The organism is Agromyces arachidis (genome assembly GCF_052805135.1).
Genome location: NZ_JBRBDK010000010.1, coordinates 26593 through 52868, shown reverse-complemented (window position 1 = coordinate 52868; position 26276 = coordinate 26593). Strand labels below are relative to the sequence as shown.

Sequence of the window (26276 nt, the reverse complement as noted above, 5' to 3'; positions counted from 1 at the left end):
GGTGCTTCCGTGCGTCCCCGGCCGGGCGGCGCAGGTTTCCTGCGCCGCCCGCCGACGGGGTCAGCGTGCCGAGTCGCCCCCGGACTCGTCCACGCCGTCCATGGCGAGGATCTCCTCCTCCACCTTGCCCCCGTACCCCTCGGCCTGCGGGTCGCCGTGCAGGCCGCCGGAGACCGCGTACTCCTCCTCGGGCGAGAGCACGAGGTGGTTGCGACCGTAGACGCCGAACCCGATCAGCATGATCGCGTAGACGATCGCGATCGCGATGATCGCGGGAACGAAGGTCGGATTCAGCAGGAACCCGAGGAAGATGAGGCCGGAGATCGCCGCCGCGGTGATCGCGCCGGGGACTCCCCACGGGCTGCGGTACGGACGCTTCGCGTTCGGGTACTTCCGGCGGAGGATCACGTAGGAGATCATCTGCAGGATGTACGCCAGCACGGCGCCCCACACCGCGATGTTGAGCACGATGGCACCTGCGACGGCACCCGCGCCCTCGGCGTCGACGCGGGCCAGGAGGTCGAGGACGACGAGCGCCGCGAACCCGATCACGGCACCGGCGACGAGCGCCACCCAGGGCGTCTGGCGCTTGCCCGTGAGCGAGAGGAACTTCGGGTAGTAGCCTGCCCGCGACAGCGAGTACATGTTCCGTCCGTACGCGAACATGATGCCCTGCAACGAGGCGAGGAGGCCGATCAGGGCGAACAGCGCGAGCACGGCGGCGAGGCCGTCGCCGACGATCACCCGGAAGCCGTCGAGGAGCGGCTCGCCGGCGGTGCCGGTCGCCTCGGCACCGACCACGCCGGTGTTGAGGAAGAGCACCAGGAGCCCGGTGACGATGAGCGTGGCACGGGCGATGATGCCCGCGCGAGGGATGTCGCGAACGGGGTCGTGCGACTCCTCGGCTGCGAGCGGCAGTTCCTCGATCCCGAGGAAGAACCACATCGCGAACGGCAGCGCGAACAGGATCGGGAGCACGCCGTGCGGCAGGAAGGCGGTCTGCCCGGCGTCGGGCTCGATGTCGAAGAGGTTGTCCCACGAGAACTGCCCCGAGAACAGCGCCATCACGCTGAAGACGAGGAGGATCGCGATGGAGATGATCGACACGACGATGGCGAACTTGAACGAGATGCTGGCGCCGGCCGCGTTGATGCCGATGAACACCGCGTAGAGGATGATCCACCAGACCCAGCCCGGCATCGAGAAGCCGAGCAGCTCGCTCGTGATCGCGTCGGCATAGGACGCCGAGAAGAACACGATGACCGCGGTGGTCGCGACGTACTCGATCGTCTCGGCGAGCCCCGTGACGAATCCGCCCCACGGACCCATCGCCGCGCGGGAGAACGAATACGCGCCGCCGGTGTGCGGCATGGCCGACGCCATCTCGCCGATGGAGAAGATCAGGCCGTAGTACATGACCACGAGGATCGCGAAGGCGATGAGCATGCCCCCGAACCCGGCGAAGTCGATGCCGAAGTTCCATCCGGAGAAGTCGCCCGAGATGACCGCGGCGACGGCGAGGCCCCAGAGGCCCCACACCCCCGCCGTCCGGGTGAGCTTGCGCTTCTCGAAGTATCCCTGGTCGGCGGTCGTGTAGGTCACGCCCGAGACCTTGAGGGTGTCTTTCGCCATGTGGCGCTCCTGTCCGTCATCGCGCGGGCCTCTGGGGGGCGGGCGCGGGGTGCGATGCTGTGCGCCACATGATAGGGCCGCAATGGTCGCTCGTACAGACCTTTTTCATGGACCGGTCCTCGATGCATCCACGGAGGTCGGCGGAGTCCACCTAGGCACTGGTGCGCCGCCGTGATGTAATGGGCGGCGAACCCGACCATTCACACGCGAGGAGGCGCCGACATGGCCGCACCCACCGGATACCTCACGCTCGACGGGCTGCGCTCCGCGATCGGTGACGGACACGTGGACACGGTGATCGTGGCCTTCACGGACATGCAGGGCCGGCTCGTCGGCAAGCGGGTGTCCGCCCGCCTGTTCCTCGAGGAGGTCGCGCTCCACGGCGCCGAGGCCTGCAACTACCTGCTCGCGGTCGATGTCGAGATGAACACCGTCGACGGCTACGAGATGTCCAGCTGGGAGCGCGGCTACGGCGACATGGCCCTGGTGCCCGACCTCACGACGCTGCGCATGGCCCCCTGGCTCGAGGCGAGCGCGCTCGTGACCGCCGACCTGCAGTGGCTCGACGGCCGTCCCGTCGAGGCCTCGCCCCGCCGCATCCTGCAGCGCCAGCTCGAGCGCCTGGGCGAGCGCGGCCTGACGGCCTACGTCGGCACGGAGCTGGAGTTCATCGTGTTCGACGACTCCTACCGCGACGCCTGGCGCAAGGGCTACCGCGACCTCACCCCGGCGAGCGACTACAACATCGACTACGCGCTGCTCGCCTCGACGCGCATGGAGCCGCTGCTGCGCGACATCCGCAACTCGATGGACGGCGCGGGCATGTACTGCGAGGGCGTCAAGGGCGAATGCAACCTCGGGCAGCAGGAGATCGCGTTCCGGTACACCGACGCGCTCGGCACCTGCGACAACCATTCGATCTACAAGAACGGGGCCAAGGAGATCGCCGACCGGCACGGCAAGGCGCTCACGTTCATGGCGAAGTTCAACGAGCGGGAGGGCAACAGCTGCCACATCCACATCTCGCTGCGGAGCGACTCCGGCGACGCCGTCTTCAGCGACCCGGACGACGAACTCGGCATGTCGACCATGTTCAAGCACTTCCTCGGCGGCCAGATCGCCGCGATGCGCGAGCTCACGCTGTTCTCGGCGCCGAACGTGAACTCGTACAAGCGCTACGTCGCCGGCAGCTTCGCCCCCACGGCGATCGCGTGGGGCCTGGACAACCGCACCTGCGCCCTGCGCGTCGTGGGTCACGGCCTCGGCATGCGCGTGGAGAACCGCGTGCCCGGCGGCGACGTCAACCAGTACCTCGCGGTGGCCGCGCTGATCGCCGCGGGCCTGCACGGCATCGACCGCGAGATCGATCCCGGCGACGTCTTCTCGGGCAACGCGTACGAGAGCGACGTGGCCCGTGTGCCGTCGACGCTTCGCGAGTCCGCGGAGCTCTTCGGCGCCTCCGAGCTCGCACGCGAGGCGTTCGGCGACGAAGTCGTGGAGCACTACCTCAACAACGCGCGCGTCGAGCTCGCCGCCTATGACGCGGCGGTCACCGACTGGGAGCGGGTCCGTGGCTTCGAGCGCTTCTGAGTCGGGCCCGGGTGCGCCGCCCGCGCCGGTCATCGGCGTCACGACCTACCTCGAGCGGTCGCGGACCGGCGTCTGGGACCTCCCCGCATCCTTCCTGCCCAAGGTGTACCTCGACGCCGTGACGGATGCCGGCGGCATCGCCGTGCTGCTGCCGCCGCAGCCGGTCACGCCCGACATCGCACGACGCGTCCTCGACGCCGTCGACGGGCTCATCGTGTCGGGCGGCGCGGACGTCGACCCCCGCCGGTACGGCCAGTCGCCGCACGAGCGCACCGGCGCGCCGCGCGTCGACCGTGACGAATGGGAGGACGCGCTGCTGACCGCGGCCATCGAACGGGACGTGCCGTTCCTCGGGATCTGCCGCGGCGCGCAGATGCTGAACGTCGCCCTCGGGGGCACGCTCGTGCAGCACCTGCCCGACGTCGTCGGCCACGAGGACTACCAACCCGCACCGGCCGTGTTCGGTGCCAAGCGGGTCGTCGTCGAGCGCGGCAGCCGCCTCGACGCGGTACTCGGCGAGGTCGACGAGCCGCGCGGCGAGATCGACGTCCACGTGTACCACCACCAGGCGATCGACCGCGTCGCCGACGGCCTCGTCGTCACGGCTCGCACCGACGAGGGCGTCATCGAGGCGGTCGAGGTCCCCGGGGCCGCGTTCGGCGTGGCCGTCCAGTGGCACCCCGAGGAGAACGCCGCCGATCGCCGCCTCTTCGCCGGCATCGTCGAGGCCGCACGCGCACATCGCACGAGGAGGATCCCCGCGTGACCCACACCATCGTCAATCCGGCCGACGAGACGGTCGTCACCACCGTCGAGGCCGCCACCGTCGAGCAGACGGACGCCGCGATCGCCGCCGCCGCCCGGGCGCAACGCGACTGGGCGGGCGTCGCGCCCGCCGATCGCGCCCGTGTGCTCCGACGCTTCGCCGACGCCGTCGACGGCGCAGTCGAAGAGCTCGCCGACCTCGAGGTCCGCAATTCGGGGCACCCCGTCGGCCAGGCCCGGTGGGAAGCGGGGCACGTGCGCGACGTGCTCGAGTACTACGCGGCTGCGCCCGAGCGGATGTCGGGCCGCCAGATCCCCGTCGCGGGCGGGCTCGACGTCACCTTCCACGAACCGCTCGGCGTCGTCGGCGTCATCACTCCGTGGAACTTCCCGATGACGATCGCGTCGTGGGGGTTCGCGCCGGCACTCGCAGCCGGCAACGCCGTCGTGCTCAAGCCCGCGGAGTGGACGCCGCTGACGAGCCTGCGCCTGGCCGAGCTCGCACTCGAGGCGGGGCTGCCCGAAGGGCTGTTCCAGGTGGTCCCCGGCCGCGGTGCGATCGTCGGCGAGCGGTTCGTCACGAACGAGACGGTCCGGAAGGTCGTCTTCACCGGGTCGACCGAGGTCGGCAAGCGGATCATGGCCGGCTGCGCCGAGCAGGTGAAGCGCGTGACGCTGGAGCTCGGGGGCAAGAGCGCGAACATCGTGTTCGCCGACGCCGACCTCGAGCTCGCCGCGGCGACGGCGCCGTACGGCGTGTTCGAGAACGCCGGCCAGGACTGCTGCGCCCGCAGCCGCATCCTCGTGGAGCGCTCGGCGTACGAGAAGTTCATGGAGCTGCTCGAGCCGGCCGTGCAAGGGGTGCGGGTGGGCGATCCCGCCGACGAGGCCACGGAGATGGGGCCCCTCGTCGCGCGCGCCCACCTCGAGCGGGTCGCCGAGTACGTGCCGGATGACGCGGACGTCGCCTTCCGCGGCACGGCACCCGACGGCCCGGGCTTCTGGTACCCGCCGACCGTGCTCACCCCGGCTCGCGGCTCGCGGGCCGCCCGCGAGGAGATCTTCGGGCCCGTGGTCTCGGTGTTCCCCTTCGACGACGAGGCCGATGCGATCTCATTCGCCAATGCGAGCGAGTACGGCCTCTCGGGCTCGATCTGGACGCGCGACCTCGGTCGCGGCATCCGGGTCGCCCGGGCGATCGAGTCGGGCAACCTGTCGGTGAACTCGCACTCGTCGGTCCGCTACGCCACGCCGTTCGGCGGATTCAAGCAGTCCGGCCTGGGGCGGGAGCTCGGGCCGGACGCGCCGCTGGCCTTCACCGAGACCAAGAACGTCTTCTTCGCCGTCGACCCGGCCTGACCCAAAGGAGCACCATGGCAGACCTCACCCCGATCGACCTCACCCAGCGGCTCGCGGGACGCGTCGCCGTCGTCACCGGCGGGGCGTCGGGCATCGGGCTCGCGACCGCGAAGCGCCTCGCCGCCGAGGGCGCCCGCGTCGTGATCGGCGACCTCGACGCGACGACCGGCGAGGCCGCGGCATCCGCAGTCGGCGGCCTGTTCGTGCAGGTCGACGTGACCGACCAGGCCCAGGTGGACCACCTGTTCGACGAGGCCGCCCGAGTCCACGGCTCGGTGGACATCGCGTTCAACAACGCCGGGATCTCCCCGCCCGACGACGACTCGATCGAGACCACCGAGCTGCCGGCGTGGCAGAAGGTGCAGGACGTCAACCTGAAGTCCGTCTACCTCTGCTCGCGTGCGGCGCTCCGGCACATGGTCGCGCAGGGCCGCGGCTCGATCATCAACACGGCGTCCTTCGTCGCGGTGCTGGGCTCGGCGACGTCGCAGATCTCGTACACCGCCTCGAAGGGCGGCGTGCTGGCCATGAGCCGCGAACTCGGCGTGCAGTTCGCCCGCCAGGGCATCCGCGTGAACGCGCTGTGCCCCGGCCCGGTCAACACGCCGCTGCTGCGCGAGCTGTTCGCCGCGGATCCCGAGCGCGCCCAGCGCCGGCTCGTGCACGTCCCCGTCGGTCGGTTCGCCGAACCCGAGGAACTCGCGGCCGCGGTCGCGTTCCTCGCGAGCGACGACGCCTCGTTCATCACCGGCTCGACCTTCCTCGTCGACGGCGGCATCAGCTCGGCCTACGTCACCCCGCTCTAGGCTCGGAGCATGACCAACGGCGCGGACGGCGAGACGGCGGCGGATGCCGCGGTGCCGCCGACCGCGCCGGTCGAGCCCGGGTCGCTGCTGAGCGCCGGCCTGCTCCTGACGCCGGCACGACCCGCGAACGCGTTCGAGGAGACCGTCCAGCGGCTCCTCCAGTCGATCCGCCTCGGGCTCATCGGCCCCGGGGAGCGCCTGCCGCCCGAGCGCGAACTCGCCGCCACCCTCGAGGTCAGTCGCGACACGCTCCGCGAGGCGATCGGGTCGCTCGCGGACGCCGGGTGGGTGGTGTCGCGGCGAGGCAGGTACGGCGGCACGTTCGTCGCCGATCCGCTCCCGGCGCATACGACGCCGCACTCACCCGGACCGCCGGCGGAGCCGGAGGCGCTCGCCGCCGAACTCGAGGACACGCTCACGATGCGCGCGGTCATCGAGGTGGGCTCGGCACGCCGCGCTGCGCAACGTCCGCTCGCGGCATCCGACCGGGAGCGTCTCTGGCAGGCGTATCGGGACTGCCACGATGCCGGACCCGAGCACTACCGCGTCGCCGACTCCCGGTTCCACCTGCTCATCGCCGAACTGCTGGGCGCGCCCGGCGTGATCCCGCTCATGGCCGACGTGCGCATGCGCGTGAACGCGTTCCTGGACGGCATTCCGCTGCTCACCCCGAACATCGTGCACTCCGACGACCAGCACCGTGCCATCGTCGAAGCCATCCTGCGCGGCTCCGGCGACGATGCGGCGCGTGCGATGGCCGAGCACCTCGAAGGCACCGAGGCGCTGCTCCGCGGCTTCTACGGCTGACCTCGGGTCAGTCGACCGCTTCCACCTCGAACAGCCGCCATCGGCCCGGAACGCCCTTCAGCGCGTGCTCGCCGAGGCTCTCGAACCGGATCGGCGAGCCGACCACGAGGTCCTTCACCGTCCCGGAGACCACGACCCGCCCCGTACCCGCGAGCGCCATGACCCTGGCGGCGATGTGGACCGCGATGCCCGCGACCTCGCCGCCGTGCAGCTCGACCTCGCCGCTGTGCAGGCCGGCGCGGATGTCGAGGCCGAGCGTGCGGACGACCGCCGCGATCTCCGCGGCGCACCGCACCGCGCGCGCCGGCCCGTCGAAGATCGCGAGGAACCCGTCTCCCGTGGTCGCGATCTCCCGGCCCCGGTACCTGGCGAGCTGGGCCCGCACGAGGGCATCGTGGGCCTCCTTCAACTCGACCCACCGGCGGTCGCCCATCCGCGCCGCCGAGTCGGTCGATCCGACGATGTCGGTGAAGAGGACCGTGGCCAGCACGCGATCGTCGCTCGGCTCCGGGCGGTCGCCGGTGAGGAACTCCTCGATGCGGTCCAGGACCGGATCGGCATCGACGAAGGGCGGGTACCAGTCGGCGCCCGGCAGCTCGACGTAGGTCGCACCGGGGATGTGCTCGGCGAGGTAGCGCCCCATCGCCGCCCGATAGTGCCGGTTGCCGGCGCGGTGGAGGACGAGCGTCGGCACGTTGATGCTGGGCAGCACCGATCGCACGTCGAGGTGGAGCACCCACCGGTAGATCCGCGTCGCCGCGGCCGGCGACGCCGACAGCCGCATGTAGCGGCCGGCCCAGCGCTGCATCTGCGGATCGTCGGCGACGCCCGGGGCCGAGAGGGGCAGCACGACGTCGCCGCGGCCCCATCCTCGTTCCCATTCCACGAGCAGTCGCTCCGAGGCCTCCTCCGGCATGCCGATCGGGTAGTCGTCGTCGCGGAGCATCCGGGCGAAGGTGTTCACGAGGACGAGTGCCCGGGTGCGCTCCGGGTGGGTCGCCGCGAACGTCATCGCCATCGGCCCGCCCTCGGCGTCGCCGAGGAGGGCGGCGCTCTCCGAGCCGACGGCGTCGAGCACGGCGCGCGCGTCGTCGATCCAGTGCTCGAGGGTCGGCAGCGCGTTCAGCGGCACCGGATCGGAGAGGCCGGCACCCCGCTTGTCGAAGCAGATGACGCGCGCGAACCGCGAGAGCCGGTCGAGGTACCGCGCCATGGAGGGATGCTCGGCGAGCACCTCGACGTTGCTCGCCCAGTTGCCGATGACGAGCAGGTCGCGCGGGCCGGTCCCGAACACGCGGTACGCGACGTAGCCGTCCTCCGTCGCGGCGTAGCCCGGTTCCTCGGGCCGTGCCGCGCGGATCCGCCTGCCTCGTTCGAGCTCCATCCCGCCCCTCCGCCGCCAGACTACGCCCGAGGGGCCGGCCGAGGGCGGTCGGCGCACGGCGACGCCCCGGTCGCAGGACCGGGGCGTCGTCGTGCGGACGCGGCTCAGATGAACGCGAACGGCACGAAGGGCAGCAGGAACACCCCGACCGCGGCCGTGACCAGGCCCGCGATCACGATGCCGGCCAGCATCACGCCGTTCAGCACGATGCCCCAGATCGCCATCGTGCGCGCCGAGGGCTCGCGCTTCAGCGCGAGGATGCCCAGCACGAGGCCGGCGACCGGGACGACGAAGGTGAAGCCGGCCACGATCGAGACGAGGCCCAGCACGAGGCTCGAGATCGCGAAGCCGCGCTGCTCGTCGGCGGCCGGCGCGACCGCCAGAGCGTACGACGCCTCGGCGTCCAGGGCGGGCGGCGCCGGCGGAGCCGCCGGGGCGGCGGCGTGGTCGGTGGTGGGATCGGTTGCGGTGGTCATCGCGGGGTTCTCCTGTCCGAGGTGATGGCCCCACGCTACGGAGCCGACGGCGGGCGCAGTATGGGGCGAACCCCCGGATCCGCCGGGCGGCTGACGCCCCCGGCCGCCAGCCGGTAGCATCCGTCGAGCCCACCCCCTACCCGATCGGAGTCCCATGCCCCTGCCCTGGACCGTCCACGGCGACGGCGCGCACGTCGCGCCGGGCGAGGTCGTCGCGCCCGGCGAGCGCCTGTCCTGGCCGCGAACCGTCGGACTCGGCGCCCAGCACGTGGTCGCCATGTTCGGCGCGACCTTCCTCGTGCCGATCATCACGGGCTTCCCGCCCGCGACGACGCTGTTCTTCTCCGGCGTCGGCACCATCCTCTTCCTGCTCGTCACCGGCAACCGGGTGCCCAGCTACCTCGGCTCGTCGTTCGCGTTCATCGCACCGATCACCGCGGCGATGGCCGCCGACGGCGTGGCCGATCCGATGGGCGCCGCGCTGTTCGGGATCGTCGTGGTCGGCGTGCTCCTCGCGCTGGTCGGCCTGGTCGTGCAGTTCGCCGGGTCCGGCTGGATCGACGCGCTCATGCCGCCCGTCGTGGCGGGCGCGATCGTCGCCCTCATCGGCCTCAACCTCGCGCCGGTCGCGAAGGCGAACTTCCAGCAGGCGCCGCTCACGGCGCTCGTGACCCTCGCCGCGGTGCTCGTCGCGAGCGTCGCGTTCCGCGGCATCCTCGGCCGCATGTCGATCCTCCTCGGCGTGCTCGTCGGCTACGCGGTCGCCGTGGCGCAGGGCGAGGTCGACTTCGCCGCGGTCGGCGAGGCGGCCTGGATCGGCCTGCCGGCGTTCCACCTGCCGGCGAACCCGCTCTCGGATGCCGCGATCTGGGGCGTCCTGCCCGCCTTCCTGCCCGTCGTGCTCGTCCTCGTGGCCGAGAACGTCGGCCACATCCGGGGCGTCGCGCAGATGACGGATGCGCGGGTCAACGCGTCCACCGGACGCGCGCTGCTCGCCGACGGCCTCGCCACGACGCTGGCGGGCTTCTTCGGCGGGTCCGGGACGACCACCTACGGCGAGAACATCGGCGTGATGGCGGCGACGCGGGTGTACTCGACCGCCGCCTACTGGGTGGCCGGCTCGTTCGCCGTGCTGCTCGGCCTCTCCCCGAAGGTCGGCGCGCTGATCAACACGGTCCCGCCGGGCGTGCTCGGCGGCGTGACGACGGCCCTGTACGGCCTGATCGGCGTCATCGGCGTGAAGATCTGGGTCGACAACCGCGTCGACTTCACGAACCCCGTGAACCAGTTCACCGCCGCGACGGCGCTGGTCATCGGGATCGCCGACTTCACGTTCAATGCCGGCGAGGTGACGTTCAACGGCATCGCCCTCGGCACGATCGCGGCGATCGGGATCTACTACGTGATGAACGGCATCGCACGGCTCCGCGGCACGGCTGCGCCGGCCGAGCGGCCGGTCCCGGGCGCGAGCGCGGCACCCTCGCCCGGCGAGCGCGGCTGACGCGACGGTCGAGACGACGAACGGCGGATGCCACGGGCCGGCCCCGTGGCATCCGCCGTCGCGGAGGCGCCGAACTCAGCCGGCGATGAGCGACTCGACCGGTCCGCGGGTGAAGTAGATCACGAAGCCGACCGCGACGATCCACAGCAGCGGGCTGATCTCGCGGGCCTTGCCGGAGAGCGCACGCACGACGACCCAGCTGATGAAGCCCGCGCCGATGCCGTTCGCGATCGAGTAGGTGAGCGGCATGACCGTGATCGTGAGGAACACCGGCAGGAGCACGCTGAACTCGCTGAGGTCGATCCCGCGGATCTGCGACATCATCAGCGCACCGACGATGACGAGCGCTGCGGCCGCGACCTCGGACGGCACCATCGAGGTGAGCGGGGTGAGGAACATCGCGAGCAGGAAGAGCACGCCGGTCACGAGGTTCGCGAGCCCCGTGCGCGCACCCTCGCCGATGCCCGACCCCGACTCGATGAAGACCGTGTTCGACGAGCTCGACGTGAACCCGCCCGCCACGGCGCCGACGCCCTCGACGATCAGCGCCGACCGGAGGCGCGGGAACTCGCCCTTCTCGTCGGCGAGGCCCGCCTCCTTCGACAGTCCCGTCATCGTGCCGAGGGCGTCGAAGAAGTTGGTGAAGACCAGCGTGAAGACGAGCATGAGCGCCGCGAGCACGCCGATCCGCTCGAAGCTGCCGAAGCTGACCTGGCCGATGAGGGACAGGTCGGGCAGGCTCACCCACTGCGCGGGGAGCTCGGGGACCGACAGGCCCCAGCCCTGCGCGTTCACCTGCCCGTCGGCGCCGAACTTCGGGCCGAGGTCGAGGATCGCCTCGAGGACCACGGCGAGCAGGGTGCCCGAGAGCAGGCCGATGAGGATGCCGCCCTTCACGCGGAGGGCCACGAGCACCCCGGTCGCGAGCAGGGTGAGCACGAACACCAGCGTCGGGATGGTCGACACGGAGCCGTCGACGCCGAGGCCGACCGGCGGGGACCCGGCGCCGGTCGCCGTGACGAAGCCCGCGTCCACGAAGCCGATGAACGCGATGAACAGGCCGATCCCGACCGTGATCGCGAGCTTGAGCTGCATCGGGACGGCCTCGAAGATGAGCCGGCGCAGGCCCGTCGCCGCGAGCAGCACGATGATCAGGCCGTTGATGAGCACGAGGCCCATGGCCTCCGGCCAGGTCACCTGGCCGACCACCGACACCGCGAGGAAGGAGTTGATGCCGAGCCCGGCGGCGAAGGCGAAGGGCAGGCGCGCGACGACCCCGAACAGGATCGTCATCACGCCGGCCGTGAGGCCCGTGACGGCGGCGACCTGCGCGAAGTCGAGCCCGTTGCCGTCGACGTCCGTGCCGCCCGACAGGATGATCGGGTTCAGGATGACGATGTACGCCATCGTCACGAACGTCACGACGCCGCCGCGCACCTCGGCGGGGATGGTCGATCCGCGCTCGGTGATCTCGAAGTAGCGGTCGATGGCCCGCCGCGGTCGCGGTTCGGGCGCGGGCTCGGGTCGGTTCTCGGTCTCGGTCGCGGTCATGTCTTCCCCGGTTCGGAGGCGCGTGATCGCACCTCGACTGCCGTCCGCCCGGTCGGGCGGAGGTGGAACGGGACGGCGACGTCCCGGCTGTGGTCTCGGGACGTCGACGGGCGCCGAGACCCGATGATCCTATGCGACGTGGTCCCGGTGGCGCACCACCGTGGCGAGGTCCGGGCCGAACTCGAACGTGCGGCGCACCCTGCCGCCCGCGAGCACGCCCGGCAGCCAGTGGCGGGCGTCGTCCCACATCTCGTCGAGCGGCACCCGGTCGAGGTCGAACCACTCGGGATCGAGCTCGTCGGACGAGGCGGGCACCCCGGCGAACGATCGCGTGACGAAGACGCTCGACTCCTGGCTCCACGCCTCGCGGTGCGGGAAGAGGTAGGTCAGGAGGCCCCGCGCCTCGAGGTCCGCCGCGCGGACCGTGACACCCGACTCCTCGTGGACCTCGCGCACGGCCGCCTCGACCGCGGTCTCCCCCGGTTCGAGCTTGCCGCCGAGTCCCACGAAGTAGCCGCGACCGAGTCCGTGCTTCTTGCGCCCGAGCAGCACCTGCGTGCGCCCGCCGGCCTCGCGCAGCAGGTAGCAGACGCAGACCTGCGGCAGCGGCATCCGACGGTCGGCCATCGACTCAGCCGAAGAGGATCTTCGCCTCGTCGTAGCGCGACTGCGGGACCAGGTTCAGTCCGCCCGTCGCCTCGGCGATCGTCACGCGCTTGATGTCGGTGCCGCGGAGGGTGACCATGCTGCCCCAGGCGCGGTCGAGCGCGGCGTCGGCCGCGGCCATGCCGAGGCGCGTCGCGAGGACGCGGTCGTACGCCGACGGGGCGCCGCCGCGCTGGATGTGGCCGAGGACGGTGTGCCGCGATTCGATGCCGGTGCGCTCCTCGATCATCGGCGCGAGCTTCTCGGCGATGCCGCCCAGGCGCGGCCGGTTGAACGCGTCGAGGCCCAGGTGCGAGTGCGCCTCCTCCATCGTGTCGAGCTTGAAGCCCTCGGCGACCACGATCAGCGGAGCCCGGCCGCGGTCGCGCACGGACTCGACGTACTCGCAGATCTCGTCGATGCCCATGGGCTGCTCGGGGATGAGGATCGCGTGCGCGCCGCCCGCCATGCCCGAGTGCAGGGCGATCCAGCCGACGTGGCGGCCCATGACCTCGAGCACGATCGCGCGGTTGTGCGACTCGGCCGTGGTGCGCAGGCGGTCGATCGCCTCGGTCGCGATCTCGACGGCCGTGTCGAAGCCGAACGAGTAGTCGGTCGCGGCGAGGTCGTTGTCGATGGTCTTGGGGACGCCGATCACGGGGATGCCGCCCTCGTCCCACAGGCGGCGGGCCGCGGTGAGCGTGCCCTCGCCGCCGATCGCGACGATCGCGTCGATACCCTCCTCGTCGAGCATCCGCCGGATGTTCTCCGGTCCACCCCGCTCGCCCTCGAAGGGGTTCGTGCGGCTCGAGCCGAGGATGGTGCCGCCCTGCTTGGAGAGCCCGCGCACGTCGTGGCGGGTGATGGGCATGATGTCGCGCTCGACGACGCCGCGCCAGCCCCAGCGGAACCCGACGAACTCCGCCTCGTGCGAGATGACGCCCTTCAGCACGGCGCCCCGGATGACCGCGTTGAGGCCGGGGCAGTCGCCGCCGCTCGTGAGAATGCCGATCTTCATGCCTGGTTGACTCCTCGTGAGGTGGATCGTTCGCGGGGGGCCGCATCGTCGAGGCGCGAACGTGTCGGAGTCTAGTCGGGCCCGCGGCATCCGTTCACGTCGTGACGACGACGGATGCCGCGGGCCCGACCGCTACAGGGCGCCGTCGAGCGCCTGGCGGAGCAGGTGCTGCAACGCGTCGAGCTGGACCGAGTCGGCCGAACCGGGCTCGACGTCGAGCCCGTCGAGGGCGCGCAGCGCCAGCCCCTGCTTCTGGTCGATCAGCTCGGCGATGCGCGCGTCGACCGTGTGCGCGGCGATGATGCGCCACGCGGTCACCGGCTCGTCCTGGCCGATGCGGTGCACGCGGTCGATGGCCTGCGTCTGCTCGGCCGCGGTCCAGCTGAGCTCGGCGAGCACGACGTTCGACGCCGACTGGAGGTTCACGCCGACGCCCGCCGCCGTGAGCGAGCACACCGCGACCGAGACGTCGGGGTCGGAGTTGAACGCGTCGATCGCCTGCTGGCGCGCCACGGCGCTCTGGTCGCCGCGGATCGAGACGGAGCGCAGCTCGCGGGCCGCGAACGACGCCTCGGCCTGGTCCATGACGTCGATGTGCTTGGCGAAGAACACGACCTTGCCGGCCGACCGCGCGAGCTGCGCGGCGTAGTCCGCCGCGAGGCCGGCCTTCGCCTGCCCGATGCGACGCACCATGGTGAACACGTTCTCGCCGGACTTCGCCGACTTCGACTCCTCCAGCTCGGACAGGGCGACCGCACGGATGAACTGGTCGCGATCGAGCTCGTCGAGGTCGCCCACGCGGAGCTTGCGCGACTCGACGAGCGCACGGAACCGGCTCGCGAGGCGGTTGCCGAGTTCGCGCTCGGCGGCACGGATGGACCGGCCCAGCTCGTCGTCGAGCTCCACGGGGAGGTCGGCGATGCGCTTGTCGGGCAGGTCTGCGGCCACGTCGACCTTGCGGCGCCGCACGATGCCGAGGTCGATCACGATACGGCGGGCCTCGGCGTAGAAACCGTGGTCGGCGGGCGTCAGCCCGGTCTCCTCGAGGCGGCCGAGCAGCTCCGGCGACGGCCGGTCGCCGTCGATCCATCCGAGGAACTGCCAGATCGCGCGGAAGTCGTCGACGTCGTTGATGAGGGGGGTGCCGGTGAGGGCCAGGAGCAGCGGGTCGCCGCCCGGGACGTTGCGGCGGATCCGGTCGGCGAGCGCCAGGACGTTGCGGGAGCGCTGCGACTGCAGGTTCTTGATGAAGTGCGCCTCGTCGACGACCATGCCGCGGAAGCCCATCGTCGACAGCCACGCCATGTGGCGGTCGAGCACGTCGTAGTTCACGACGATGACGTCGGCGAACGCGTCGACGCTGTCGCCGTCGCCGTGGATGACCGTCGCGCGCCGATGCGGAGTCCAGCGCTCCACCTCGCGCGCCCAGTTCATCTTGACGACGTTCGGGACGACGGCCAGAAGCGGGTAGGCGCCGGCGACCGAGGCCGCGAGCACCGACTGGGCGGTCTTGCCGAGTCCGGGCTCGTCGGCGAGCAGGAAGCGGCGGTGACCCTGGCGGGCGGCCTCGATGAATCGCGCCTGGTGCGGCATGAGCTCGAGCCCGCGGGGCGCCAGCCGGTCGACGCGGGGCGCCTCGGGGAGGTCCATCGAGGCGGCCTGTCCGCCCGATCCCGCCTCGAAGGACTTGAACAGCGGCCCGAGCAGTTCCCAGTTCGCGAGGCGCCGCACGGGGACCGTCGACTGCGCCGCCCTGGAGAAGTCCGGAGCGAGGAAGGGGCTGGCCAGCTGGCGCGACTTCACGGACGGCGGGATGACCTGGTTCTGCGCGAGTTCCGGCTTGGCCTCGGGCTCGCGGACGATGATCAGCTCGTCCTCGCTGAGCTCGGCGCCGGACTCGAGCAGCCAGTCGCGGCGGAACCGCTGCGCGACCGTCGAGATCGACGCGTCGGGCTCGAGCAGCGTGATGAGGCTCGTGTCCCGGGCCGCCGTCTTCGCGAGGATCTGGGCGATGCCGTCGAGGCGCTTCAGCAGCTCGGCGCGCGCACCGTCGCCGATCTCGGCGTCGCCCTTCACCCGCGCGCGCTCCTCGCGCATGAGGAGCGCGATCACCTGGAACTTGGTGCGGTTGGTGGGCCCCAGCTTGTTCTTCTGTGCCTTCTGCTCGACCTCGCGCACCTTGCGCGCGAGGATCGGGATGATGGGCGCGTCGTCGTCACGCGAGCGCGTGCGCTGCCGCTGCCTCGTCTGGGCCATGGTCCTCCCCTGTCTGGGCCCGATGCGAACGGGCTCCCCTGCCACCCATCGGTGGCCGGCACCGCCGCGACGGGATCGATCGTCGAGGCCGTCGTCGCGGTGCGCCGAATCCGGGAGCCGAGCAGGGCGGGGCGAGTTCCCCCAGCCGTCGGACCGAAGAACGGATTCGTCGGGCGCCTGGGCCATTGTACGCGGTGCGACGCCCGCCGCGCCAACGGCGCCCGGCCGCGCGGTTCGGATCCCCGTCGACGGCGGGCCTTCCGGCCTGTCGGGCGGATGGCGGGCGGGGCTAGGCTCGTCGCATGGACGAGACGACTGGGATCGGCGGAGCCTTCGCCGAGGACCACGAGTTCGAGGTGGCGCAGGACGGCGAGATCCCGGCGGAGTCCGCGACCGCCGAGGTCGATGCCGACGGCCGTCCGGTCGGCGACGATGCGGGCGACGACGTCGTCGGCATCGACGAGGAGCGCCGGGTGGTCCTCCCCGAGGAGCGCGCCGCCGAGACGGACGAGTAGCACCGGCGTGACGCCCGACCCCGGTCAGACGCCGCCGCCACCGCCTCCGCCTCCGCCGCCGCCGCTGGATCCGCCCCCGCCGGATCCGCTCGACGACGAACTCGACGACGAGCCCGACCAGCTGGAGCTCGAGGCGCTCGAGAACGAGTTGATGCCGGCGGCGAACACGGCCGCGTCGAACCCGCTGCGCCCCGAGTACCAGCGGGGCTCCTCGCCGCGCTGGGCGTACAGGTGCGCCAGTTCGTCGCTCCACTCGCGCTCCTGCCCGAAGAGCACGGCGTAGGGCAGGAGCCGCTCGGTGATGCGCAGCACCGCGTCGGGGTCGGCGGCCGCCGCCGTCGTCGCGGTCGCCGGCTGCGAGGCGGGCACCCGTTCGGCGCCGCTCGGGCTCTGCAGCATCCGGAGGCGATCCGCCTCGGCGAGGCGGATGTACTCGCGGAGTCCCTCGAGGTGGTCGCGGAGCGCGCGGCCCCGTTCGGTGAGCGGCCGCACGCCGACCACCAGCGCCACCGCGATGAACGCCGCGACCCCCGATCCGAGGATCGTCAGCCAGGGCCAGCCTCCGCCCATGTTCGCGTCCAGGGCCATGATGCCGAGCAGGCCGGCCAGCGCCGAGGCCGCGATGGCGAGCACGGCGAGCAGCGCGCGGAGCCGTCGATCGGTCCGGTGCCGCAGTCCCTCCCTGACGACCCGCGAGTGCACCCCGGACCGCAGGCCCGCGAGCGACACGCCGAGGCTCGAATCGCGCGACTTGAGGTCGCGGCGCGCCCCGAGGATCGGGATCGGTCCGAACAGCGCCGAGAGGACGCGTGCGGCATCGCGGTCGGCCCCGTCGAAGGATCCCACGAGCTCGACCGCGTACCGCCGGCGGCCCGTCTCGACCACCCGCACCCGGCCGGCGACCGCCTCGGCGAGGATCGTGGCCGTGATCCCCTTCCCGGGCGCCCGGACGAGGTCGGCGGCCTCCATGAGCGAGGGACGCTCCGGCGGCTCGTACTCGGCGACGATGATCCCGCGGCCGGGATGGTCGCGCCAGCGCGTCGCGCGGAAGACGCCGGCGAGGATCGCGAGCGTGAGCGCGGTCAGCGCCGCCGCCGCCGACCCCATCGCGGCGGGTGACGAGGTGAAGCTCTCGTCGCGCGGCTCGAAGGTGCCGGGTGCGAAGCCGATCGCCAGGGTCAGGTTCTCGTAGGGCCCGAGCGCGGTGGCCTGCGCGATGAGCGCGGCCTCGGCCGCCGGGTCGACCTGCAGTTCCTCGCAGGGCGTGGCGGAACCCTGGTACCCCCGGTAGCAGGCCGCATCACCTGTCAGGGCGTCGGCGAGCCCCGAGCCGAGCCGGAGCTCGCCGCGCACCACGCCGAACGGCTGCGCCCAGCCGGTGCCGTTGACGTCCCAGTAGAACTCCTGGATCGTCGCGTCGTCGGGGTCGAACGTGACGTTGCGCTGGTGGTACTCGATCACGTACGTCTGCTCGCCGTGCACGAAGTCGTCGGCCGCGATCGTGACGAGCTCGAACACGCCGTCCTCGCTCCGCTCCACCTCGAAGCCGCGGGCCGCGCCCGTCTCGTCGGTCACCGAGAGGATGCGGATGTCGGTCGGGTGGCCGTCGTACGTTCGCGGGATCGCGCGCCGGATGCCGCGGTTCTGGTCGTACTCGGGGAACACCGCGACGAGCGTCTCGGTCGTGAGCAGTTCGGATCGGCGCTCGGCGTCGCGGTCGAGCTCGTAGATCGCGTCGAACCGGGCGAACGTGAAGTCGTTCACGTCGGCCGGCACGGCCTGCACCGCCGGCGGCGCGGCCCGGACGCGCTCCCCCGCCTCGGCGGCGGACGACGCGACGGCGGCGGGCGCGGCACCGGCGAGGACGACGACGCCGACGAGCGCCGCGAGCGCGGCGACCGCGCGTCGCCGCGCCCGTCGCCCGTGCGAGGTCACGACCATGGGATCACGGTAGCGAACCCCGGGTCGCGCGTCATCCGTTTCGCGGGGCGCCGTGCGCGACGCGCGAGGGTGGATACGGGCGGGGGTATCGCGGCGCGGGCGTATCCTTGCAGGGTGATCGACGACATCAAGAAGCGCGCCCTGCACCGGACGAAGATCATCGAGGGCCAGCTGCGCGGCATCGAGAAGATGATCGAGAACGAGGACTACTGCGTCGACATCATCACGCTGTCGCTCGCGGTGCAGAAGTCGCTCGGGTCGCTGAACAAGCTCCTCGTCGAGAACCACCTGCGCACCCACGTGTCGCACATGTACGAGGAGGGCGGCGACCGGCGCGAGGAGGCGGTGGCCGAACTGGTCCGCATCTTCGAGCTCTCGAACAACCGCAGCTGACGGATGGCGCGCATCGAGCTCGTCACCGGCGACCTCACGCTGGAGCGCGTCGACGCCATCGTGAACGCCGCGAACTCGTCGCTGCTCGGCGGCGGCGGCGTGGACGGCGCGATCCACCGGGCCGGCGGGCCCGACATCCTCGCCGAGTGCCGCGCACTGCGCGCGTCGTCGCTCCCCGACGGGCTGCCCACCGGGGAGGCGGTGGCCACGACGGCGGGCAGGCTCCCCGCGCGCTGGGTGATCCACGCGGTCGGCCCGGTCTGGCCGGGCGACGGCCCCGAGGCGCGCCGGCGCCGGGAGCTCCTCGGGGCCGCGTACCGGAACGCGCTGGGAGTGGCCGCGGGGCTCGGCGCCGCGTCGGTGGCGTTCCCCGCGATCTCGGCCGGCGTCTACGGCTGGCCACCGGACGACGCCGCGGAGGTCGCGCTGGAGACGGCCGCGGGAGCCCACGCCGCACCGTCGCTGATCCGCTTCGTGCTGTTCTCCGACGCCATGCACGACCGGTTCGCGGCCGCCGCCGCCCGCCTGGGCGTCCGGGCGGTCGCCGGCTGAGCCCGGCCGTCGCTCAGGTGCCGGGCGCGGTCGTCGCGATCCACGCGTCGAGGTCGCTCGGCTGGTCGGTGATGATGCCGTCGACGCCGAGTTCCCGCACCTGCGCCCAGGTGTCCTGCGTGTTCAGCGTGTAGCAGAGCACGGCGATGCCCGCGGCGTGCGCCGCGTCGACCGCATCCGGTGCCGCGGTGACGGATGCCGCGGTGGTGCCGAAGCCGAGGACGCCCAGCCGCTCGGCAAGCGGCACGGGATCGCCGGGCAGTTCGCGGATGAGCATGATCCGCGGCGTGGTCGGCGCGACCTGCCGGATGGACTGCAGCGTCTCGATGCTGAAGCTCTGCAGGACCACCCTGCCGCGCAGTCCGTGCAGCTCCACCAGGTCGAGCACCCGCCGCACCTCGTCGGGCGACCAGGCCGCCTTGAGCTCGACGAGGGCGCGGGCGTCGTCGCGTTCGGCGAGGGCGGCGAGGAAGGCGTCCAGCGTGGGGATCGAGAGTCCGGCGAACTCGTCGCCGTACCACGCACCCACGTCGAGCCGCTCGAGCTCGGCGAGCGCGAGGTCCTCCACTCGGCCGCTGCGACCGGCGACGCGTTCGAGGTCGGTGTCGTGGAAGAGCACCGGGACGCCGTCCCGGCTGAGCCGGACGTCGGTCTCGACGTACGCCAGCCCGTCCATGGCCAGTTCGAGCGAGGGCATCGTGTTCTCGGGCGCGAGGGAGCGGTCGCCTCGGTGGCCGATGATCACGGCGGCCTCCCCCGGCTGGCGCAAGGCGCCGAAGACGTCGATCGCGTAGACGTCTCCGGGGGTGGCGGCGGTCCACAGCAGCGACGCGGTCGCGGCGATGCCCGCGGCGGCGAGTGAGATCCGGATGCCGCGCCGCGGCGGTCGCACCGGGATCGGCAGGCGGCGGGACGGCCTCGGGTCGGATCGACGCGGATCGGCGGGCGCGGCGGGGGCATCGAGCGCGTGGGGGGCGTGGCGCACTGGGGTGACCTTCCTCGGCCCCGCGCACCGTTGCGCGTGCCGTGCCGGTCACTCTAGCAACGCCGTTACCGTTTCGTTACCGTCTCCCGCTGACGTGTCGCCTCGTCGGCGGGCTCCCCACCGGCCGACGGGCGTTCCCGCCGCAGGGCCTCCGCCTCCGCGGTGATCCGGTTGGCCATGCCGGCGAACACCACGCCGTGGATCGGGACGATCGACCACCAGTAGAGACGCCCCGCGAGCCCCTTCGGGAAGAACACCGCCCGCTGGCGGTACCGCGACCCCCGCCCCTCGGGCGCGGCCGACATCTCGAGCCAGGCGCGGCCGGGCACCCGCATCTCGGCGCGCAGGCGGAGGAACGCCGGGCGCTCGAGCGCCTCGACGCGCCAGAAGTCCACGGCGTCGCCCGGGTGGAGCGTGTCGGGGTCCCGCCGGCCGCGCCGCAGGCCGACACCGCCGAAGAGCTTGTCGATCCAGCCGCGCACGGCCCAGGCGAGCGGGAAGGAGTACCACCCGTTCTCACCGCCGACCCCCTCGATGACCGACCAGAGGTCGTCGACCGTGGCGTCGGCATGACGCTCGCGTTCGTCGACGTAGACCGTGTGGCCCGACCAGTCCGGGTCGCTCGGCAGCGGGTCGCTCGGCGCGCCCTCGACCTCCGAGTTGCGCCAGCTGGTCTCCACCTCGCCCGCCCGCTCCTTCTCGAGAGCCAGACGGACCGAGCGACGGTAGCCGACGAGCCCCTCGGGCGGGGGCGGGATCACGGCGTCGATGTCGTGCTCGCGCATCACGCAGTCGAACTGGAGGGACTCGATGATGGGGACCGCGAGCTGCCTCGGGATCGGCGTGACGAGGTTCACCCACTGGCCCGCGAGCCACGGGGTGAGGACCGGCAGCGCCGCGATGGGCCGCTGCCGCAGGCCCGCCTCGACGGCGTAGCCGTTCATGAGCTGGCCGTACCTGAGCACGTCCGGGCCGCCGATGTCGAACGCGCGGTTCACCTCCGGCGGCACGTCCGCGGCGCGGATCAGGTAGAAGAGCACGTCGCGCACCGCGATCGGCTGGATGAAGTTGCGCACCCACCGCGGGGCGGGCATGTACGGCAGCACCTCGGTGAGGTGCCGGATCATCTCGAACGACGTGGAGCCCGAGCCGATGATCACGCCGGCCTGCAGGACGATCGTCGGGACACCGGAGCCGAGGAGGATCTCCCCGACCCGGACGCGGGAGCGCAGGTGCCGCGAGAGGGTTCCGTCGGCGGGGTGCAGGCCGCCGAGGTACACGATGCGTCGCACGCCGTTCGCCTTCGACGCCGCGGCGACGTTGCGCGCGATCCGGAGTTCGGTGTCCTCGAAGTCGCCGCGGCCGCCCATCGAGTGCACGAGGTAGTACACGACGTCGATGTCGCGGGTGGCTCGGTCGACCGCCGACCGATCCGTCAGGTCGCCGTCCACGACGTCGACCCCGGCCGCCCAGGGCACGTCGCGCAACCGCTCCGGCCGGCGCACGAGGACGCGGACCTCGTGGCCCTCGTCGATGAGGCGGGGCACGAGCCGTCCGCCGATGTACCCCGTCGCTCCGGTCACCAGGATGCGCATGGCCCGACCCTAGCCCGCGCGATGCGGGTGGGGCCGGGCCATGGCTGTGAATCCTCCGAACGAGCGCTCAGCGCAGGCTCTTGGTGTGCCACACCGTCTTCGTCTCGGTGAACGCGGCGATCCGGTCGAGCGCGGGCGCCGCGGCATCCACTCCGCCCTCGGGGCGGAGCACGCGCTTCAGCGTGTCGGCCGCCGCGATCTCGAGGTCGATCCAGTCGAGCTCGCCGGCGCCGACCAGGTCGATCGCGTTCACGTCGGCGTGGCTCGCGAGCCAGGGCGCGATCTCGGCGGGGGAACCGGTGAGCACGTTCACCACACCCTTCGGCACGTCGCTCGTGGCCAGCACCTCGGCGAGCGAGATGGCCGAGAGCGGGTAGGCCTCGCTCGCCACGACCACGACCGCGTTGCCCGCGACGAGCGCCGGCGCCACCGCGGAGACGAGGCCGACGAGCGACGAGTCCTGCGGGGCGACGATCGCCACGACGCCGGTCGGCTCGGGCACCGAGATGTTGAAGTACGGTCCGGCGACGGGGTTGGCGTTGCCCGCGACCTGGGCGAACTTGTCGGCCCAGCCGGCATACCAGACCCAGCGGTCGATGGCCTCGTCGACCTGGGCGGCCGCCTGGGCGCGGGTCGCCCCCTCGGCCTCCTCGATCTCGGCGATGAACTGCGCCCGCCGCCCCTCGAGGAGCTCGGCGATGCGGTAGAGCACCTGGCCGCGGTTGTAGGCGGTGGCTCCCGCCCACCCGCCCACGGCGCCGCGCGCGGCGACGACCGCGTCGCGGGCGTCCTTGCGGGACGCCTTCGCCGCGTTGGCGAGGAAGGCGCCGTCGGCGCTCCGCACCTCGTAGGTGCGGCCCGACTCGCTGCGGGGGAACGCCCCGCCGATGAACAGCTTGTAGGTCTTGGGCACGGCGAGGCGGCTCACTTCGCGGCTCCCTTCTTCGCGGGCTTGGTCGTTCGGCGGGTGCGACGGGCGGGCTTCTCCTCCGCCTGTGCGGCGGCTTCGACGGCCCGCGGCGCAGCGCGGCCGGCCGTGGCCGTCGTCGCGGGAGCGAGGTAGGCGCCGAGACCGTGACGGCCGCCCTCGCGGCCGTAGCCGGACTCCTTGTACCCGCCGAAGGGGCTCGCCGGGTCGAAGCGGTTGAACGTGTTGGCCCAGATCACGCCGGCGCGGAGCTGGTCGGCGACCGCGAGGATGCGGCTGCCCTTGTCGGTCCAGATCCCGGCCGACAGCCCGTAGGGCGTGTTGTTCGCCTTGGCGATGGCCTCCTGCGGCGTGCGGAAGGTGAGCACCGAGAGCACCGGGCCGAAGATCTCCTCGCGGGCGATCCGGTTCGAGGTCTGCACGTTGGTGAAGATCGTCGGCGCGTACCAGAACCCGTTCTCGGGGATCTCGCACGGCGCGCTCCAGCGGTCGGCGCCCTCGTCGACGCCGGCCTGGGACAGCTCGTTGATGCGCTCGAGCTGCTCGGCCGAGTTGATCGCACCGATGTCGGTGTTCTTGTCGAGCGGGTCGCCGAGGCGCAGCGTCGACAGGCGGTCCTTCAGGCGATCCACGACCTCGTCGTGGATCGACTCCTGCACGAGCAGGCGGCTGCCGGCGCAGCACACGTGACCCTGGTTGAAGAAGATGCCGTTGACGATGCCCTCGACCGCCTGGTCGATCGGCGCGTCGTCGAAGACGATGTTGGCGGCCTTGCCGCCGAGCTCGAGCGTGACCTTCTTGCTCGTGCCGGCCACCTGCTTGGCGATCGCGCGGCCCACCGCGGTCGAGCCCGTGAAGGCGACCTTGTCGACGCCGTCGTGCGCGACGAGCGCCGCACCGGTGTCGCCGGCGCCCGTGACGATGTTCACCACGCCGGGCGGGAGGTCCGCCTGCTGGACGATCTCGGCGAACAGCAGTGCCGTGAGCGGGGTCGTCTCGGCGGGCTTCAGCACCACCGTGTTGCCCGCGGCGAGCGCCGGGGCGATCTTCCAGGCCAGCATCAGCAGCGGGAAGTTCCACGGGATGACCTGCGCGGCGACGCCGAGCGCGCGGGGGTTCGCCCCGAGGCCCGCGTGGTCGAGCTTGTCGGCCCAGCCGGCGTAGTAGAAGAACCAGGCGGCGACCAGCGGCACGTCGACGTCGCGCGATTCCTTGATCGGCTTGCCGTTGTCGAGCGACTCGGCCACGGCCAGCTCTCGGGCGCGCTCCTGGACGAGGCGCGCGATCCGGAAGAGGTACTTGCCGCGATCGCGGCCCGACATGCGCGACCAGGTGCGGTCGTAGGCGCGGCGCGCGGCGGCGACCGCGGCGTCGACGTCGGCGGCGTTCGCGTTCGCGATGGTCGCGATGCGCTCCTCCGTCGCGGGCGACGACGTCGTGAACGGGGTGCCGCGGCCGTCGACGAACTCGCCGTCGATGAAGAGGCCGTAGCTGTCGCGGAGCGACAGGATCGCCCGCGACTCGGGGGCGGGTGCGTATTCGAGGAAGCTCATGATGCGGTGTTCTCGTCTCAGTCGATCGTGACGTAGTCGGGGCCGGAGTAGTGGCCGGTCGTCATCTTCTGGCGCTGCAGGAGCACGTCGTTCAGGAGGCTCGACGCGCCGAACCGGAACAGGTGCGGCTGCAGCCATTCCTCGCCCACCGTCTCGGCGACGGTGACGAGGTACTTGATCGCGTCCTTCGACGCGCGGATGCCGCCCGCGGGCTTCACGCCGATGCGCTGGCCCGTCATCCGGTGCCAGTCGCGCACGACCTCGAGCATCAGGAGCGTGACCGGCAGGGTCGCGGCCGGCTGCACCTTACCGGTGGAGGTCTTGATGAAGTCGCCGCCGGCCAGGATCGAGAGCCACGAGGCGCGGCGGACGTTGTCGTAGGTCACGAGCTCGCCGGTCTCGAGGATCACCTTGAGCGACGCGCTCGTGCCGTCGGGGCGACGGCACGCCTCCTTCACCGCGGCGATCTGGTCGAAGACGAGCCCGTACCGGCCGGCGAGGAACGCCCCGCGGTCGATGACCATGTCGATCTCGTCGGCGCCGTTGGCGACCGCCTCGGCGGTGTCGGCGAGCTTGATCTCGAGCGACGAGCGGCCCGACGGGAAGGCGGTGGCGACCGCGGCGACCGCGATGCGGCCGTCGTCGGGGTCGCCGTGCAGGGACCCGAGCGCCTCGGTCGCGTGCGGGACCATGTCGCCGTAGACGCAGACGGCGGCGACGCGCGGCGTCGTCGGATCCGTCGGGTCGGGCACCATGGCCTTCGCCACGAGCGAGCGCACCTTGCCGGGGGTGTCGGCGCCCTCGAGCGTGGTGAGGTCGATGAGCGAGATGATCTTGTCGAGGGCCCACTTCTTGGAGCTCGTCTTGATCGAACGGGTGCCGAGGGCCGCGGCGCGTTGCTCGAGGCCGACCGCGTCGACCCCGGGGATGCCGTGGAGGTACCGACGGAGGGTCGCGTCGTCGGGCTCGCCGCCGAGCACGGCGAGCGCGCGCTCCCGGGCGGTGACCAGTGAGGTGCCTGACATGTGTTCCTGGCTTTCAGTCGTGACGGATGCCGCTGCGCGGCTCATCCGTCGAGGAGGTGGAGCGCGGTCGCCTCGTCGGTGACGAGGACCGAGCAGAGGCCCGACCGGACGACCGCGTCGGCGACGGGGTGCTTGGACCGGCCGGCGATCACGGCGATGCGGAGGCGTCCCTCACGGAGCTCCTCGAGCGTCAGCCCGACCGTGCGCGCGTCGAGCGCGGGGTCGACGATGTTGCCGTCGGCGTCGATGTAGCGCCCCACGACATCGCCGACGGCGCCCTTCTGCACGAGGAGGTCGACGTCGGGACCCGTGAGGTAGCCGCTCTCGATGTGGACCGAGGTGTGGTCGGCCGGGCCGGCGCTGAAGAGGTACGCGTCGGCCGAGCGCGCGAGATCGATGACTCCGGCCACGACCCGGTCGGACTCGATGGCCTGCTTGGTCGCGAGGTGCTCGAGGATGGCCGGGCTCGGCAGGAGCGTGGCGTTCCCGCCGCCCTTCTGCGCGATCGCCACGGCGGTGGCCGCAGCCGTGCCCGCGCGTCGGTTGAGGCTGACGCCCCCGTTGATCTGCACGACGTTCACGCCCGTCGCCCACCCGTTGCGGAGGTGCTGGGAGATCTCGAACAGCGTGCGCCCCCAGCTGACGCCGAGGGTGCGCGGGACGGGGCGGAGCGCGGTGAGGTAGTCGGCGGCCGCCTGGGCGGTGCGCGCCTGCAGCTCGTCGGGCGAGTTCACACCGGCCGACGAGACCACGATCGCGTCGTCGAGGCCGCGTTCCTCGCGCAGCCGTCGTTCGATCGGCAGGCGCCGGGCGCGGGGATGCAGGATCTCGATGCGGATGAATCCCCGCTGCTTGGCCTGGGCGAGCAGGCGCCCGACCTTCCAGCGCGTGAGCCGGAGGGCCTGGCCGATCTCGTCCTGGGTCTTGTTCTCTTCGTAGTAGAGCTCGGCCGCACGGATCGAGAGGAGTTCGTCGGTCTCGTCCATTCGTCTCCTTCCG

Annotated in this window: 23 protein-coding genes; 9 read left to right on the top strand and 14 right to left on the bottom strand. The window is 72.1% G+C overall.

Features of this window, described 5'->3' with window-relative positions:
• Positions 1–60: 60 nt before the first annotated feature.
• Positions 61–1632, bottom strand: coding sequence for an amino acid permease (locus ACUY4T_RS12870; protein ID WP_446019361.1), 1572 nt, complete (start codon positions 1630–1632; stop codon positions 61–63).
• A gap of 222 nt (positions 1633–1854) precedes the next feature.
• On the opposite strand from ACUY4T_RS12870, the gene ACUY4T_RS12865 reads away from it, so the two are divergent.
• The 5 genes from ACUY4T_RS12865 to ACUY4T_RS12845 are packed head-to-tail and all read left to right on the top strand — an operon-like array spanning position 1855 to position 6959.
• On the top strand, positions 1855–3222 hold the full coding sequence (locus ACUY4T_RS12865) for a glutamine synthetase family protein (RefSeq protein WP_446019360.1): 1368 nt from the start codon (positions 1855–1857) through the stop codon (positions 3220–3222).
• Entirely contained in the window at positions 3203–3988 is a 786-nt protein-coding gene (locus tag ACUY4T_RS12860; RefSeq protein WP_446019359.1) for a gamma-glutamyl-gamma-aminobutyrate hydrolase family protein, read from the top strand. Before ACUY4T_RS12865 ends, ACUY4T_RS12860 begins: the two co-directional genes overlap by 20 nt.
• Entirely contained in the window at positions 3985–5346 is a 1362-nt protein-coding gene (locus ACUY4T_RS12855; RefSeq protein ID WP_446019358.1) for an aldehyde dehydrogenase family protein, read from the top strand. Before ACUY4T_RS12860 ends, ACUY4T_RS12855 begins: the two co-directional genes overlap by 4 nt.
• A gap of 14 nt (positions 5347–5360) precedes the next feature.
• Positions 5361–6152 (top strand): 3-oxoacyl-ACP reductase, encoded by a 792-nt coding sequence (locus ACUY4T_RS12850; RefSeq protein ID WP_446019357.1) that lies wholly within the window; start codon positions 5361–5363, stop codon positions 6150–6152.
• Positions 6153–6161: 9 nt separating this feature from the next.
• Positions 6162–6959: a FadR/GntR family transcriptional regulator gene (locus ACUY4T_RS12845; RefSeq protein WP_446019356.1), complete on the top strand. Its 798-nt coding sequence runs from the start codon at positions 6162–6164 to the stop codon at positions 6957–6959.
• A gap of 7 nt (positions 6960–6966) precedes the next feature.
• Here the strand turns inward: ACUY4T_RS12845 and ACUY4T_RS12840 are convergent, their stop codons facing one another.
• Together ACUY4T_RS12840 and ACUY4T_RS12835 are read right to left on the bottom strand one after the other, a co-directional pair.
• Entirely contained in the window at positions 6967–8343 is a 1377-nt protein-coding gene (locus tag ACUY4T_RS12840) for an adenylate/guanylate cyclase domain-containing protein (protein ID WP_446019355.1), read from the bottom strand.
• A gap of 104 nt (positions 8344–8447) precedes the next feature.
• Positions 8448–8819, bottom strand: coding sequence for a DUF4190 domain-containing protein (locus ACUY4T_RS12835; RefSeq protein ID WP_446019354.1), 372 nt, complete (start codon positions 8817–8819; stop codon positions 8448–8450).
• Between the two features lie 154 nt (positions 8820–8973).
• On the opposite strand from ACUY4T_RS12835, the gene ACUY4T_RS12830 reads away from it, so the two are divergent.
• Positions 8974–10320: a uracil-xanthine permease family protein gene (locus tag ACUY4T_RS12830; RefSeq protein ID WP_446019353.1), complete on the top strand. Its 1347-nt coding sequence runs from the start codon at positions 8974–8976 to the stop codon at positions 10318–10320.
• A 75-nt stretch (positions 10321–10395) separates the two neighbouring features.
• On the opposite strand, the gene ACUY4T_RS12825 is transcribed toward ACUY4T_RS12830, so the two are convergent.
• From ACUY4T_RS12825 to ACUY4T_RS12810, 4 genes are all read right to left on the bottom strand, one after another.
• Positions 10396–11871, bottom strand: a complete 1476-nt coding sequence (locus tag ACUY4T_RS12825) for an NCS2 family permease (protein ID WP_446019352.1) — start codon at positions 11869–11871, stop codon at positions 10396–10398.
• Between the two features lie 129 nt (positions 11872–12000).
• A complete protein-coding gene (locus ACUY4T_RS12820) occupies positions 12001–12498 on the bottom strand; it encodes an 8-oxo-dGTP diphosphatase (RefSeq protein ID WP_446019351.1) in 498 nt (165 codons plus the stop codon).
• 4 nt (positions 12499–12502) lie between these two features.
• On the bottom strand, positions 12503–13534 hold the full coding sequence (locus ACUY4T_RS12815) for a 6-phosphofructokinase (RefSeq protein ID WP_446019350.1): 1032 nt from the start codon (positions 13532–13534) through the stop codon (positions 12503–12505).
• Positions 13535–13666: 132 nt separating this feature from the next.
• Positions 13667–15790: a DEAD/DEAH box helicase gene (locus ACUY4T_RS12810; RefSeq protein ID WP_446019349.1), complete on the bottom strand. Its 2124-nt coding sequence runs from the start codon at positions 15788–15790 to the stop codon at positions 13667–13669.
• Between the two features lie 302 nt (positions 15791–16092).
• Between ACUY4T_RS12810 and ACUY4T_RS12805 the strand changes: the two genes are divergently transcribed.
• Complete coding sequence (locus ACUY4T_RS12805; RefSeq protein ID WP_446019348.1) at positions 16093–16305, top strand: hypothetical protein; 213 nt, start codon at positions 16093–16095, stop codon at positions 16303–16305.
• Between the two features lie 24 nt (positions 16306–16329).
• On the opposite strand, the gene ACUY4T_RS12800 is transcribed toward ACUY4T_RS12805, so the two are convergent.
• Complete coding sequence (locus ACUY4T_RS12800; protein ID WP_446019347.1) at positions 16330–18246, bottom strand: DUF2207 family protein; 1917 nt, start codon at positions 18244–18246, stop codon at positions 16330–16332.
• 114 nt (positions 18247–18360) lie between these two features.
• Here ACUY4T_RS12800 and ACUY4T_RS12795 point away from each other — a divergent pair, with 114 nt between their 5' ends.
• The gene (locus tag ACUY4T_RS12795; RefSeq protein ID WP_446019346.1) at positions 18361–18639 is read left to right on the top strand and encodes a metal-sensitive transcriptional regulator; all 279 of its coding nucleotides are present in this window, start codon (positions 18361–18363) and stop codon (positions 18637–18639) included.
• A gap of 3 nt (positions 18640–18642) precedes the next feature.
• Positions 18643–19191, top strand: a complete 549-nt coding sequence (locus ACUY4T_RS12790) for an O-acetyl-ADP-ribose deacetylase (RefSeq protein ID WP_446019345.1) — start codon at positions 18643–18645, stop codon at positions 19189–19191.
• A 13-nt stretch (positions 19192–19204) separates the two neighbouring features.
• Here the strand turns inward: ACUY4T_RS12790 and ACUY4T_RS12785 are convergent, their stop codons facing one another.
• The 6 genes from ACUY4T_RS12785 to ACUY4T_RS12760 form a co-directional block, all read right to left on the bottom strand.
• Positions 19205–20176 (bottom strand): glycerophosphodiester phosphodiesterase, encoded by a 972-nt coding sequence (locus ACUY4T_RS12785; protein ID WP_446019344.1) that lies wholly within the window; start codon positions 20174–20176, stop codon positions 19205–19207.
• Between the two features lie 65 nt (positions 20177–20241).
• Complete coding sequence (locus ACUY4T_RS12780; protein WP_446019343.1) at positions 20242–21771, bottom strand: SDR family oxidoreductase; 1530 nt, start codon at positions 21769–21771, stop codon at positions 20242–20244.
• Between the two features lie 67 nt (positions 21772–21838).
• Positions 21839–22699, bottom strand: coding sequence for an aldehyde dehydrogenase family protein (locus ACUY4T_RS12775; protein WP_446019342.1), 861 nt, complete (start codon positions 22697–22699; stop codon positions 21839–21841).
• Entirely contained in the window at positions 22696–24252 is a 1557-nt protein-coding gene (locus ACUY4T_RS12770; protein WP_446019341.1) for an aldehyde dehydrogenase family protein, read from the bottom strand. Before ACUY4T_RS12770 ends, ACUY4T_RS12775 begins: the two co-directional genes overlap by 4 nt.
• Before the next feature lie 17 nt (positions 24253–24269).
• Positions 24270–25277: a deoxyribose-phosphate aldolase gene (deoC, locus tag ACUY4T_RS12765; RefSeq protein ID WP_446019340.1), complete on the bottom strand. Its 1008-nt coding sequence runs from the start codon at positions 25275–25277 to the stop codon at positions 24270–24272.
• Between the two features lie 41 nt (positions 25278–25318).
• Complete coding sequence (locus ACUY4T_RS12760) at positions 25319–26263, bottom strand: sugar-binding transcriptional regulator (protein WP_446019339.1); 945 nt, start codon at positions 26261–26263, stop codon at positions 25319–25321.
• Positions 26264–26276: the final 13 nt, after the last annotated feature.